Origin of the sequence: Aureimonas sp. AU20 (assembly GCF_001442755.1) — a bacterium.
Lineage (GTDB): Bacteria > Pseudomonadota > Alphaproteobacteria > Rhizobiales > Rhizobiaceae > Aureimonas.
The window spans coordinates 3,429,833-3,442,349 of the sequence record NZ_CP006367.1 but is presented as its reverse complement, the minus strand read 5'-3'; the positions used below and the strand labels follow the sequence as shown (position 1 = coordinate 3,442,349).

At 68.1% G+C, this 12,517-nt stretch carries 16 protein-coding genes; 9 read left to right on the top strand and 7 right to left on the bottom strand.

Annotation, left to right across the window (positions count from 1 at the left end; translation table 11 throughout):
* Positions 1 to 87 precede the first annotated feature (87 nt).
* Together M673_RS15705 and M673_RS15700 are read right to left on the bottom strand one after the other, a co-directional pair.
* Entirely contained in the window at positions 88 to 345 is a 258-nt protein-coding gene (locus M673_RS15705) for a DUF2312 domain-containing protein (RefSeq protein WP_019998232.1), read from the bottom strand.
* Positions 346 to 503: 158 nt separating this feature from the next.
* Positions 504 to 821 (bottom strand): DUF1244 domain-containing protein, encoded by a 318-nt coding sequence (locus M673_RS15700; RefSeq protein WP_061976987.1) that lies wholly within the window; start codon positions 819 to 821, stop codon positions 504 to 506.
* A 221-nt stretch (positions 822 to 1,042) separates the two neighbouring features.
* On the opposite strand from M673_RS15700, the gene M673_RS15695 reads away from it, so the two are divergent.
* Positions 1,043 to 1,513 carry a DUF1036 domain-containing protein gene (locus M673_RS15695; RefSeq protein ID WP_148640098.1) on the top strand — a complete coding sequence of 157 codons (471 nt, stop codon included), beginning with the start codon at positions 1,043 to 1,045 and terminating at the stop codon, positions 1,511 to 1,513.
* Positions 1,510 to 2,946, top strand: coding sequence for a pyruvate kinase (gene pyk, locus M673_RS15690; protein ID WP_061976985.1), 1,437 nt, complete (start codon positions 1,510 to 1,512; stop codon positions 2,944 to 2,946). The genes M673_RS15695 and pyk overlap by 4 nt, the downstream gene beginning before the upstream one ends.
* A 109-nt stretch (positions 2,947 to 3,055) precedes the next feature.
* Here pyk and M673_RS15685 read toward each other — a convergent pair whose 3' ends face one another.
* The 5 genes from M673_RS15685 to M673_RS15665 all read right to left on the bottom strand — a co-directional run bounded on the left by M673_RS15685 (position 3,056) and on the right by M673_RS15665 (position 5,923).
* Positions 3,056 to 3,709: a tetratricopeptide repeat protein gene (locus tag M673_RS15685; RefSeq protein ID WP_061976983.1), complete on the bottom strand. Its 654-nt coding sequence runs from the start codon at positions 3,707 to 3,709 to the stop codon at positions 3,056 to 3,058.
* A gap of 123 nt (positions 3,710 to 3,832) precedes the next feature.
* Positions 3,833 to 3,958 (bottom strand): type B 50S ribosomal protein L36, encoded by a 126-nt coding sequence (gene ykgO, locus M673_RS15680; RefSeq protein ID WP_019998227.1) that lies wholly within the window; start codon positions 3,956 to 3,958, stop codon positions 3,833 to 3,835.
* A gap of 149 nt (positions 3,959 to 4,107) precedes the next feature.
* A complete protein-coding gene (locus tag M673_RS15675) occupies positions 4,108 to 5,196 on the bottom strand; it encodes a 5-(carboxyamino)imidazole ribonucleotide synthase (protein WP_082639521.1) in 1,089 nt (362 codons plus the stop codon).
* Positions 5,193 to 5,690, bottom strand: coding sequence for a 5-(carboxyamino)imidazole ribonucleotide mutase (gene purE, locus M673_RS15670; RefSeq protein WP_061977890.1), 498 nt, complete (start codon positions 5,688 to 5,690; stop codon positions 5,193 to 5,195). Before purE ends, M673_RS15675 begins: the two co-directional genes overlap by 4 nt.
* A 29-nt stretch (positions 5,691 to 5,719) precedes the next feature.
* Complete coding sequence (locus tag M673_RS15665; protein WP_061976981.1) at positions 5,720 to 5,923, bottom strand: YdcH family protein; 204 nt, start codon at positions 5,921 to 5,923, stop codon at positions 5,720 to 5,722.
* Between the two features lie 239 nt (positions 5,924 to 6,162).
* On the opposite strand from M673_RS15665, the gene M673_RS23725 reads away from it, so the two are divergent.
* The 7 genes from M673_RS23725 to M673_RS15635 all read left to right on the top strand — a co-directional run bounded on the left by M673_RS23725 (position 6,163) and on the right by M673_RS15635 (position 12,437).
* Complete coding sequence (locus tag M673_RS23725; RefSeq protein ID WP_082639518.1) at positions 6,163 to 6,336, top strand: YdcH family protein; 174 nt, start codon at positions 6,163 to 6,165, stop codon at positions 6,334 to 6,336.
* Between the two features lie 306 nt (positions 6,337 to 6,642).
* Positions 6,643 to 7,302, top strand: coding sequence for a thiamine phosphate synthase (locus M673_RS15660; RefSeq protein ID WP_061976979.1), 660 nt, complete (start codon positions 6,643 to 6,645; stop codon positions 7,300 to 7,302).
* A 2-nt stretch (positions 7,303 to 7,304) separates the two neighbouring features.
* Positions 7,305 to 8,480, top strand: coding sequence for a tetratricopeptide repeat protein (locus M673_RS15655; RefSeq protein WP_061976977.1), 1,176 nt, complete (start codon positions 7,305 to 7,307; stop codon positions 8,478 to 8,480).
* Positions 8,481 to 8,685: 205 nt separating this feature from the next.
* Positions 8,686 to 9,249, top strand: a complete 564-nt coding sequence (efp, locus tag M673_RS15650) for an elongation factor P (RefSeq protein WP_061976975.1) — start codon at positions 8,686 to 8,688, stop codon at positions 9,247 to 9,249.
* Between the two features lie 117 nt (positions 9,250 to 9,366).
* Positions 9,367 to 10,203 (top strand): inositol monophosphatase family protein, encoded by an 837-nt coding sequence (locus tag M673_RS15645; protein WP_061976973.1) that lies wholly within the window; start codon positions 9,367 to 9,369, stop codon positions 10,201 to 10,203.
* Positions 10,204 to 10,358: 155 nt separating this feature from the next.
* Positions 10,359 to 11,408 carry a hypothetical protein gene (locus M673_RS15640; RefSeq protein ID WP_061976971.1) on the top strand — a complete coding sequence of 350 codons (1,050 nt, stop codon included), beginning with the start codon at positions 10,359 to 10,361 and terminating at the stop codon, positions 11,406 to 11,408.
* 3 nt (positions 11,409 to 11,411) lie between these two features.
* On the top strand, positions 11,412 to 12,437 hold the full coding sequence (locus tag M673_RS15635) for a peptidoglycan -binding protein (RefSeq protein WP_061976969.1): 1,026 nt from the start codon (positions 11,412 to 11,414) through the stop codon (positions 12,435 to 12,437).
* Positions 12,438 to 12,517: the final 80 nt, after the last annotated feature.

The window sequence follows — 12,517 nt, the reverse complement described above, 5'->3', positions numbered from 1 at the left end:
GGTTCGCAAAGTTGGCGGGCGGCTGTCGGATCGAACACGCCGGCATAACCGGCGCATTCATTTCGGCCCATTTTCGGACGGTTCGGCTCAGGCGCTCGCGGCCATGCCGAGGGCCTGGAGATAGAGGTCGAGAATGGCCTCCTGCTCCTGCCGCTCCTGCGCGTCCTGCTTGCGCAGCGAGATCACCTTGCGCAGCACCTTGGTGTCGAAGCCGTTGCCCTTGGCCTCGGCATAGACGTCCTTGATGTCGTCGGAGATCGTCTTCTTTTCCTCTTCCAGGCGCTCGATCCGTTCCACGAAGGAGCGGAGCTGATCCTGGGCGACGTCATCGGTGGCGTTCGACATGGGAGCCTCTTCTCAAATCACGACAAAGGCGCCGGACGAGCCGGCCGCGTTTCCTCCTTCTTCGATGACGCGGAATGGTTACCGGAGCCTTACCGAGCGGGCTCCGGCGCGCCGATCCCGCCCCCGCCGCGTCCTGCGAGAGACGGGATCGCCGCTCTTCAGCGATGCCGCTCCTCGTCCTTCGGACGGTTGGTCTCGAAGGCGGCGAGCTGGTCGCCGGTTGCGTCCTTCTGGTGCAGGGCGCGCCATTCCTCGTAGGGCATGCCATAGACGATCTCGCGGGCAGTCTCCTTGGTCATCGCCGTGCCGCCGGCCTCCGCTGCGTCGCGGTACCAGTTGGCCAGGCAGTTGCGGCAGAAGCCGGCGAGGTTCATCAGGTCGATGTTCTGCACGTCGCCGCGCGCCAGAAGATGGTCGCGCAGGCGGCGGAAGACGGCGGCCTCGATCTCGGTTTCCTGTTCGCGCGAAAGGCTCATCGGAAAATTTCCTGAAGGTTGGGGCGCGGGCGCGCTCAGATGTCCTGGCTGGCATATCGGCCCGCCTGCCGGGCATCGCAAGGTGGCCGGGGCAGGACGCGTCCGCGAGCCGGCTCGCGCATCCCGCCCTCGAGATCCCCTTCGCGGCCCTTGCGTTGACAGACCGATCGCTTATGCCAGAACGAAGACAATTCGACCCATCTCCCCCGCAAGGACCGCCCATGTCGTTCCGTTCGCTCAGGGGCCCGCGTGCTCCGGCAGTTGCCCTGTGTCTTGCCTTCGGCGCCTCGTTTTTCGGTGCCCCGGCGCTGTCTTCCCCCGCCCGCGCGGACTTTCGCGTCTGCAACGGCACCCAGACCCTGGTCGGCGTCGCGGTCGGCCAGCGCACGGCGGAAGGCTGGGTCAGCGAGGGCTGGTGGCGTATCCCGGCGACGACGTGCCGCTCCGTGGTCGAGGGGGAGTTGCACTCGCGCTACTACTATCTCTACGCCGAGGATGCCGAGGGGCTCGGCCGCTGGGCCGGTACGGTTGACATGTGCATCGCGGAGAATGAATTCCGCATCGTCGGGGTCAAGGATTGCTTCGCTCGCGGGTTCCAGAAGATGGGGTTCCGGGAGTATGACACCGGCGGACAGGGAAGCTGGATGGTTCAGCTCACCGAATCGCCTCGCGGGGAGACACCAAAGCCATGAAACGCAATCGACGGGTCAAGATTCTCGCCACGCTCGGCCCTGCCTCTTCCGAAGAGGCGATGATCCGCAAGCTCTTCGACGCGGGCGCCGACGTCTTCCGTATCAACATGAGCCACACCGAGCATGACGCGATGCGCGAGCTCGTGCGGCGCATCCGCAGTGTCGAGGCCGATGTCGGCCGCCCGATCGGCATCCTGGCCGACCTCCAGGGTCCGAAGCTGCGCGTCGGCAAGTTCAAGGAAGGCAAGGTCGATCTCGCCCCGGGTGACATCATCACGCTGGACGACAATCCCGAGCCGGGCGACGCGACGCGCGTCTACCTGCCCCATCCCGAGATTTTGGAATCCGTCCGCGCCGGCCACCGGCTTCTGATCGACGACGGCCGGCTGCATCTCGTCGCGCTGGAATCGGACGGGCGTTCGATCCGCTGCATGGTGGTCGCCGGCACGCGCATCTCGGACAAGAAGGGCGTTAGCCTGCCCGACACGCTGCTGACCAGCGGCGCCCTGACCGAGAAGGACCGGCGCGATCTCGAAGCCGTCCTGTCCGAGAATGTCGACTGGCTGGCCCTGTCCTTCATCCAGCGGCCCGAGGACCTGATCGAGGCGCGCAAGCTGGCGCGCGGCCGCGCCGGCATCATGTCGAAGATCGAGAAGCCGCAGGCCGTGGAGCGGCTGGACGAGATCATCGAGCTCTCCGACGCCATCATGGTCGCGCGCGGCGATCTCGGCGTCGAAATGCCGCTGGAGCAGGTGCCTGGCATTCAGAAGCGCATGACGCGCGCCGCACGCCGCGCGGGCAAGCCGGTCGTGGTCGCCACGCAGATGCTGGAATCCATGATCACCGCCCCGGTGCCGACGCGCGCCGAGGTGTCCGACGTGTCGATCGCCGTGTTCGAGGGCGCCGATGCCGTCATGCTTTCGGCCGAATCGGCTGCCGGCCAGTATCCGGTCGAGGCCGTCGCCACGATGGATCGCATCGCGGTCGAAGTGGAGAAGGACACGCTCTATCCCGGCATCATTTTCGCGCAGCGCCCCTCGGCCGAGGCGACCGGGGCGGACGCCGTGTCGCTCGCCGCGCGCCAGATCGCCGAAACGCTGAAGGTCGCGGCGATCGTGACCTATACGGGTTCGGGCAATTCGGGCCTGCGCATGGCGCGCGAGCGCCCGCAGATCCCGATCCTGCCGCTCTCGCCGATCGAGGCCACCGTGCGCCGTCTCAGCCTCGGCTGGGGTCTGCACTGCGTGATCTCGCCGGATGCGGTGGACATGGAAGACATGGTCGACAAGGCCTGCCGTCTCGCCGTGGAACAGGGCTTCGCGCAGCCGGGCGAGCGCATCATCGTGACAGCCGGCGTTCCGTTGGGCACGCCGGGCGCCACCAACATGATCCGCATCGCGACGATCGGCTCGGACGGCGTCCACGCCGCCTGATCGCGTCCCGCCAAGCTCGAGACAAAGGAAAGGCCGCGTCCCACGCGGCCTTTTTGATATCCGGGTTTCTGCCCTGTCCGGGCTTTGCCGATAGCGCGACCTCGGCACGTTAGGCGCGGTCCCCGGCCAAGGCGTCCGAAAGCTTCAGTGCGGCGTCCTGGGCGTCCTTCAAGGCGGGATAAACGGCGAGCACGCGCAAATAGGTCGAGAGCGCTTCGCGGCTGCGGCCGACCTCCTCCTGCATCGCGGCCAAGCCCATGAGCGAGGCGAAGTGGCGCGGCTCGCGTTTCAGCGTCTCCTCGACATCGGCGATCGCCAGCGTGTAGCGGTCGTCGGCATAGTGAATCGTGGCACGCCGGTTCCAGGCCTCGGGAAAGTCGGGGCGCAGGACGATGGCCTGATCGAGGAGATCGAGCGCGCTCGCGGTGTTCTTGGCCGCGACGGCCTGCGTGGCGCGCTGCATCAGAAGGTCGATCGTCGCGCTGCCGCTCTGCAGCCATTCGGCCTGGATCTGATTGGCGATTCCCTCCGCGCGTGCCGGATCGCTCTCTTTCTTGAGCCGCGCGAAGAGCGCGTCGAGACGCCCGGCGTGGTCGGCGGGGAGTGCGGGAACTGACGCTGTGGGGGCAGGGGGCACGGGCAGGGCGGGCGCTGCGGACGGCGGCGTCGGAGCAGGGGCGGCCGGCTCGGTGCCTTGCGTCTGCGCAAGGGCCGGCAGGGGAAGAAGGCAGGCGGCGAGGGCGAGGCGAAGGAAAGTGCGCATCGGGGGAGAGTAAGCGCTCTCCCCGCGTCGTCAATCGCCCGCAGAAGAAAAGGCCGGCCCCGAAATCCGGCCCGCATGGCCGCAAAAAGAAAAGGCCGGCTTCTGGAGCCGGCCTTTGTCTCGTCAGCCCTGGCGCGCCTTGTAGCGCGGGGCCAGCTTGTTGATGATGTAGATGCGGCCCTTGCGACGAACCAGACGGTTGGCGCGGTGGCGGCCCTTGAGCGACTTCAGCGAGTTCTTGATCTTCATGGGTTTGACCGTCGATGAGGGTGGCGACGATCGGGAAATCCGTTCTGCCGCACAATGAAAAACGCGCCCGAAGGGCGCGCTTGCCTGGGTGGTTCGATAACGGCCGTCGCGGTTTCTGTCAACCATGCGACAAGAGCCGAACCGCGCTATCACGCCTCGGAACGGGGTGAAACCCGCGTGAAATGGCCCATTTTGCGCCCTGGACGCGCTTCCGACTTCCCGTAGAGCGTCAGCATCACGCCAGCTTCGCCGAGCAGCGAGGCGGCGCGCTCGACCTCGGAGCCGATGAGATTCTCCATCACGGCGTCGCTGTGGCGCGCCGGGTTGCCGAGCGGCAGGCCGGCTACCGCGCGGATATGCTGCTCGAACTGGGAGATCGTGCAGGCCGCTTCCGTCCAGTGGCCGGAATTGTGGACGCGCGGCGCGATCTCGTTGACCAGCAGCGCGCCGTCCTTGCCCACGAAGAACTCGACCCCGATGACGCCGACATAGGTCAACTTGTCGAGAATGCTCTGCGCGATGTCGCAGGCCGCCTGCCGCTGCTCGGGCGAGATGGCTGCGGGAATCGTGGAGCTTTTCAGGATGCCAAGCCCGTGGACGTTCTCGGCGGGGTCGAAGGCGGCGAAGCTGCCGTCCTGCCCGCGCGCGGCGATCACCGAGATCTCGCGCTCGAAGGGGATCTTCTTTTCCAGAATCGCCGGCACGCCGCCCAGGCCGTCGAAGGCCTCGCCATGGCTGGCGTTCTCGCGCAGCACCGCCTGACCCTTGCCATCATAGCCGAGGCGCCGGGTCTTCAGGATGCAGTCGCCGCCGAGATCCAGAAAGGCGTGGTCGAGCTCCTGCGGATCGTCCACCGCGCGCCAGGGTGCGGTGCGGATGCCGATGCCGTTGAGGAAGGCTTTTTCCACCACACGGTCCTGCGCCACTTCCAGCGCCTCGGGCGGGGGGAAGACCGGAATGATTCGAGAGAGCGCGCGCACCGGCTCTACCGGCACGTTCTCGAACTCGTAGGTGACGACCGACACGCGCCCGGCAAGGCGCGCCAGCGCCTCGCGGTCGTCATAGGCGGCGGTGATCGTCTCGCTGGCGAGCTGCGCGGCAGGGCAGCCGGCATCGGGATCGAGCACGACCGTGCGATAGCCGAGCCGGGCGGCGGCGGATGCCATCATGCGGCCGAGCTGGCCGCCGCCGATCATGCCGATCGCGGCGCCGGGAGGCAGCGGAAACCGGTTCGTCAATGTGCCGCTCCCGCCTTGGCGACCTCGGATGCTGGCTCTGAACTCGGCCGCTCGGCGACCGCCTCGGTCTGGCGCCGACGCCAGGCGTCGAGTCGCTCGGCCAGCGCGGGATCGTGCAGCGCGAGGACGCTGGCGGCCAGAAGCGCGGCGTTGACCGCCCCGGCGCGGCCGATGGCGAGCGTGCCGACCGGGATGCCGGCCGGCATCTGGACGATGGAAAGGAGGCTATCCTGCCCCGACAGGGCGCGGCTTTCGATGGGAACGCCGAACACGGGCAGCGGCGTCATCGACGCCGTCATGCCCGGCAGGTGCGCCGCGCCGCCCGCGCCCGCGATGACGACCTGAAAGCCTTCCGCCTTAGCGCCCTTGGCGAAGTCGAACAGGCGCTCGGGCGTGCGGTGGGCCGAGACGATGCGGGCGTCGAAACCGATGTCCAGCGCCGCCAGCGTGTCGGCGGCGTGTTTCATGGTCGGCCAGTCCGACTGGCTGCCCATGATGATGGCGACGGGGGCAGGGGCGGCGCTCACGCGGTCAGATCCGGAATGACCTGGTCTTCGATGTCCTGAAGCCGGTCCTTGATGGCGAGCTTCTTCTTCTTCATGCGCTGGACGGCGAGCCTGTCGCAGCCGGTCGATTCCATGGCGTTGATCGCCAAGTCGAAATCCATGTGCTCCTGCCGCAGTCGCGCCAACTGCAGTCTGAGCTCGGCCTGTTCCTGATCCGCCACTCGGGTCCCCTCGAACGCTTGACACGGCCCGCCGGCCCGGTTGCCGGGTCGCTCGGGCGGCGCCCGACCGCCCGGGCGCATGGTGTTCACGAAATCTCGTACCAGTCCCGCTCGAAAATCGGAACCCGGCACTTGATCCTCATTCGACAGTGCAAAGCTTATGTGACACTTTCCTATCGTCCACGGCGGCTTCACCCCTTGGAGCCGGTGGAAGGAAAGAAGTCAGAAGGAGCTCAAGAATGTCCTTGGATGCCCATCTTGCGACTTTGCAGCAGCGCCACACCGCGCTGGAGCAGGAACTGGCAACCGCGAAGGCGAAGCCCGCCATGAGCGACGCCGAGTTGCAGGACCTGAAGCGGCGCAAGCTGCTTCTGAAGGACGAGATGGAGCGCCTGCGCGCCTCCCCTCACTGACGACGACCCCAACGTTTGCGTAAGCGGAGGGCGCGGCCGGTCAGGGCCGCGCCCTTCTGATTCCGGGGCTCTCGATGCCCATAGCGCCCCGAGCCGCCCATGTCGGCTCGCGCGCATCGAAGGTAGTCTCTTTTGGCGCTCGGCGGCTTCAAGAGGCGAAGTCGTGCCTCGCGCGCGTGCCGCGTCGAGCGGGGCAAAACTCTTGTAGTGTTGCCGCAATGCGTATCTACAGGAGGCCAAAACCTGGCCCGGCGCCCGGCCCGCCACGCGGGTCTCAAGCCCGGCCTGCCCGCCCGTGAGTACGACATGACCGACGACGCGCCGATCCGCCCCCGACTGGTTCTCGCCACGACGCTGCTTCCCGACGGCGAGCCCGGGCTTGAGCTGCTTCGCGAGGCCTTCGCAGGGGGCGACATCGCCTCCGTGCTGATCGACCCCGCCGGCCGCGAAGTCGCCGCCTTTCAGGATTTCTGCGAGGCCGTCGTGCCCCTGGTGCAGGAAGCGGGCGCCGCTGCGATCGTGGTGGAAGACACGCGCTGCGCGGGCCGCGTGAAGGCCGACGGGTTCCACGCGCCCGAGGGCACGATCGAGGCGCTGGGCGAGGCCATGGCGCGCTTCTCGCCGCGCCTCATCGTCGGGGCCTCGGGCTTCAACACGCGCCACGAGGCGCTGGAGGCGGGCGAGCGCATGCCCGACTATATCCTCTTCGGAAAGCTCGGCGCCGACGGCGAGGCGGAGCCGCATCGCCGCAATCTGGATCTGGCGGAATGGTGGGCCTCGATCGTCGAGCTTCCCTGCATCCTGCAGGGCGGCGCCGATCTGGCGACGCTGCCGCTGGCGATCGCGACGCGCGCCGAGTTCATTCTTCTGTCGCGCGCCATCTTCGGCGAGGCCGAAGGGGTCGGCGCGCGCGTCGCCGAGGCCAACCGCCTGTTCGATGCGGCGGCGAAAGGGGAGGCCGCCTGACCATGCGCGCCGGCTCGCCTGTTCCCCTGTTCGCGCTTCTCGCCGCGATGGCGGCAGGTCCGGCCTTCGCGCAAGACGCGGGTGGCGCTCCGCCGCCGGCCGCGCCCGCCTCCGCTGGCGAGGCGCATGGCGCGGTTCTGCCCCCCAGCACGCTTTTACCCCCGACACTCGCGCCCGCCGCGCCCGGCGATGCGACGGGCCCCCAAGCGCCCTCTTCGCAGACGCCCGCCGCGCTCGCCGCTCCCGTTTTTCTTCCGACGCCGCTCGGCCTCACGCCCGAGCCGGGCCAGGCGCTGGCCGGCGCCACTCTCTCCAGCGCCCCGGCGCTGCCGAGCGGCGCGGCCCCCGCATCCCCGACCGAAGAAGCCTATGGCGCCTTCCAGCGCGGCTACTACCTGTCCGCCCTGCGGCTGGCCGAGCCGCTCGCCAATCTCGGCGATCCGGCGGCGCAGACCCTGCTCGGCGAGATCTACGCGCGCGGGCTCGGCGTGCCGCGCGACGAGAAGGAATCGGCGCGTTGGTACGGCATCGCCGCCAAGTCCGGCGTTGCCGAGGCGCAGTTTCGCTATGCGCTTCTCCTGATCGAGGGGCGCGCGGTGGAGCGCGACGACGCGACGGCCCGCGACCTGATGAAGGCGGCGGCAGACGCGGGCAATCCGTTGGCGGCCTTCAACTACGGGCAGATGCTGATCCAGTCCGCGCCCACCGGCGGCTTCGGCGAGGCGCTGAGTTATTTCCGCATGGCGGCGGATAAGAACGTGCCGGACGCTCAATACGCGCTTTCGCAGCTCCATGCCTATGGGAAGGGCGTGGAGAAGGACGACGCGCAGGCGCGCCACTGGCTGACGGAGGCCGCGCGCTCGGGCCACGATCTCGCGCAGATCGAACTCGGCATCTGGCTCATCAACGGGAGAGGCGGCGCGGCGGACCCGGCCGAGGGCTTCCGCTGGCTGAAAGGCGCGGCGGAGCGCGGCAATCCGATCGCCGTCAACCGCATCGCCCATCTCTACAAGGACGGCGTCGGCACCAGCCGCGACCGGGCCGAGGCGGCGAAATGGACCGTTCTGGCCCGCCGCGCCTCGAACTCCGACGCAGCCCTCGACGGTTGGTTCCGGGGTCTGCCGGAGGCCGAGCAGAAGGCCGCGCTGGAGGCGGCCAACCGGTTCCGCGCGGGATAGCGCAAGCGCGGGCGAGGCGGGCACGCCTTGCCGCCTGACGCTGCCGCCGAATCGCAGGCGCGGAGACTTTGCGGTCAATTCGAGATCGCCGCAAACGCCCCGGCTGGCGCGCTCGGACTTGAATGCGGGGGACTTTTATGGTTCTCACCCCGTTCCGGCCGCCCCTCGCGGCCTCCTGCACCTGTCCCGAAAGCCGTCCCGTTTCATGAAGATCAACGGAAGCGATATCCGTCCCGGCTATGTCGTCGAGCATGACGGCAAGCTTTGGGCCGCCGTGAAGACGGCGCATGTGAAGCCGGGCAAGGGCGGCGCGTTCAATCAGGTCGAGCTGAAGAACCTCATCGACGGCACCAAGCTGAACGAGCGCTTCCGCGCCTCGGAAAGCGTCGAGCGCGTCCATCTCGACCTCAAGGACTACCAGTTCCTCTACGAGGAAGGCGACAACCTCGTCTTCATGGACAACGAGAGCTACGAGCAACTCGAACTGCAGAAGGACTTCGTGGGCGAGCGCTCCGCCTTTCTGCAGGACGGCATGAAGGTCACGGTCCAGTCCTATGAAAGCCGGCCCATCGGTATCTCGCTGCCCGATCAGGTGACGCTTACTGTCGCCGAGGCCGATCCGGTGGTGAAGGGGCAGACCGCCGCGTCCTCCTACAAGCCGGCCATCACCGAAAACGGGCTGCGCGTCCTGGTGCCGCCCTTCGTCGGCGCCGGCGAGCGCATCGTGGTGGACACGAACGAGATCACCTACGTCCGCCGCGCGGACTGACGCATTCCATGCCCGGCCGACGCCCAGACGGGTCTCGGCCGGTTTTCGCTTCCGCTGACCGCGCCCCCCGGCGCGCCGCGTGTTCTTTTTCACGACAGAGAGAAAGTTGTTCCAGCCATGGCCCGTTCGGCATTGATGAACGTCATGACGCAGGCCGCCATGAAGGCCGGCCGTTCCCTGACCCGCGATTTCGGCGAGGTCCAGAACCTTCAGGTCTCCATGAAGGGGCCGGCCGACTTCGTCTCGAACGCCGACCGCAAGGCCGAGGAGATCGTCTTCCAGGAACTGTCCCGCGCCCGCCCGGAATGGGGCTTCCTGATGGAGGAGCGCGGCGCGGTCGAGGGGCGCGACCCCCAGCACCGCTGGATCGTCGATCCGCTGGACGGCACCACCAACTTTCTCCACGGCATTCCGATGTTCGCCATCTCCATCGCGCTGGAACGCGACGGGCAGATCGTGGCGGCGATCGTCTTCAACCCGGCGCTGGACGAACTCTACAGCGCCGAGAAGGGCGGCGGCGCTTTCCTGAACGACCGTCGCATCCGCGTCGCCGCGCGCACCAAGCTGCACGAGACCGTGCTCGCCACCGGCATGCCCTTCCTCGGCCATGGCGACCATGCGCGCTTCCTGTTCGAATCGCGCCAGATTATGGCCGAGACGGCGGGCGTGCGCCGCATGGGCGCGGCCTCGCTCGATCTCGCCTATGTCGCGGCCGGGCGCTTCGATGGGTTCTGGGAGCACGCGCTGCAGCCCTGGGACATCGCGGCGGGCTCGCTCCTCGTGCGCGAGGCCGGCGGCTTCATCACCGATACCGAGGGTAACAAGTTCGACCCGATGCTGGGCGATGTCGCCTGCGGCAACGAGTTCATCCATCGCCAGCTTCTGGCCGAGCTGAAGAAGGCCAACACGGCCTATCGCGGCGGCGGCGAACCGGTGGCCGCGCAGAAGGCCTGACCCTCTGCGGCGAGGGTCGGCAAGAGCCGATTCACCAAGGGGTTGTGCGAGCGCGACATTGACTGGCGCTCGCGCCTTTGGCGCGTTAGAAGGAGGTTCCACCGTTCCGGTCCTGCCGCGCGGCGCTTGACCGCCGGGCAAGCGGATGAGGCGTCATGCAGGTTCACTCTCCTTCGCCCGAGGCGCCGCCTCCCGCGGCTCCCGCTCATGCGGAGCCGCTGAGCAGTCCGCTGGTCTATCTCGGCGTGATGCTGGTGTTCCTGGCCCTGGCCGGCTTCGTGGCGTTGATCCTCGGCCGTCAGGTCCAGCAGGCTTTCACCACCAATCCCGGCCTGAACGGGCTGATTCTTGCGGTTCTCGCGATCGGTATCTTTCTGGCGCTGGGGCAGATCCTGAAGCTCGCGCGCGAGGTGCGCTGGGTCAACGGACTCCTGCGCGAAGGCGACGCCGCTGCGCGCGGCGGGCGCACGCGCCATCCCGTTCTGCTGGCGCCGATGGAGGCGATGATGCAAGGGCGGCGCGGCCGCCCGCGCCTGCCGCTGGCCTCCGGCCGCACGCTGCTGGATTCGGTCGCGACGCGCCTCGACGAGGCACGCGATACCGCACGCTACCTCGTCGGCCTTCTCGTCTTTCTCGGCCTGCTCGGCACGTTCTGGGGCCTTCTAACGACGATCGGCTCCATCTCCGCCACGATTCAGTCGCTCGACCCGGCGGCGGGCGACGCGGCGACGGTTCTGGACTCGGTCAAGAACGGCCTCTCGGCGCCCTTGTCGGGCATGGGCACGGCCTTCTCCTCCTCGCTGTTCGGCCTCAGCGGCTCGCTGGTGCTCGGCTTTCTCGATCTGCAGGTCGGCCGGGCGCAGGGGCGCTTCTATACCGAGTTGGAGGATCTCCTGTCCTTCGAGGCCGAAACCTCCACCTCGCTCGCCCTGCTTCCCAACATGCCGAACCTGCCGAACGGCGCCGAGGAGTTCCGGGTGCTGGCCGACCGGATCAATCGGCTGGTGCTGGAGCAGAGCAACGCGCCGCGCACCAGCGCGGCCATGGCAAGTCTCGCCGAAAGCATCCAGGGCCTCGTCCAGCACATGCGCGGCGAGCAGCAGATGCTGCGAGATTTCGTGGAAGCGCAGGCCGACGAGCAGCGCGAGATGCGCCGGGCTCTGGATCGCTTGAACCACTCCCTGTCCGACATCGAGCGGAACTGACGGATGGCCCTGTCGCGCCGCCGCCACCGCCGCGAGATCGACTATTGGCCGGGCTTCGTCGACGCGCTGTCGACCCTGCTTCTCGCCATCATGTTTCTCTTGTCGGTCTTCGTGATCGCGCAGTTCCTTCTCAGCCGCGACCTGTCGGGGCGCGACAATGTCCTCGACCGGCTCAATGCGCAGATCGCCGAGCTGAACCAGCTTCTGGCGCTGGAGCGCTCGCATTCCGGCGATTTCCAGGATCAGATCGCCGCACTCCGCGCTTCGCTGGCCGGCGCCGAGACCGAGCGCTCGCGGCTCCAGACGGCGCTGGACGAGGGACGGTCCGCCGCGCCCGTCGCCGGCGCGTCGGTGGGGGATCTTCAGGCGAAGGTGCAGAGCGAGCAGCGCGTTTCGGCCCAGGCGCGCGCCCAGATCGACCTGTTGAACCAGCAATTGTCGGCTCTGCGCCAGCAGATCGCCGCGCTGGAGGACGCGCTCGGCGCTTCCGAGCAGCGCGACCGCGAATCGCAGACGCAGATTTCCGATCTCGGCCGCCGGCTCAACGTGGCGCTGGCGCAGCGCGTGCAGGAACTGGCGCGCTATCGCTCCGACTTCTTCGGGCGCCTGCGCGAGATTCTGGCCGATCGCGACAACATCCGCATCGTCGGCGATCGCTTCGTGTTCCAGTCCGAGGTGCTCTTTCCATCGGGCGCCGACGTGTTGCAGCCGGCGGGCCAGGACGAGATGCGCAAGCTGGCGGACGCCATCATCCAGCTGAACCGCGAAATCCCCTCCGACATCAACTGGATCATTCGCGTCGACGGGCACACGGACAATGTGCCGGTGAGCAGCGGACGCTTCGCCGACAATTGGCAGCTTTCCACCGCCCGCGCCGCCGCCGTGGTGCGCTTTCTCGTGGCAGCCGGCGTCCCGCCGCAGCGCCTGGCGGCCACGGGCTTCGGCGAGTTCCAGCCGCTGGCGGCGGGCGACGATGCCGAGGCCCGTGCTCGCAACCGCCGCATCGAGCTGAAGCTCACGGAGCGATAGGAGCCCAGGCTGGGAGAGGCCGGCGGCGCTCGGTAGCCGATGCCCTCGAAGCCGGCGCAATCGAGCGATCGGGGCGGGGT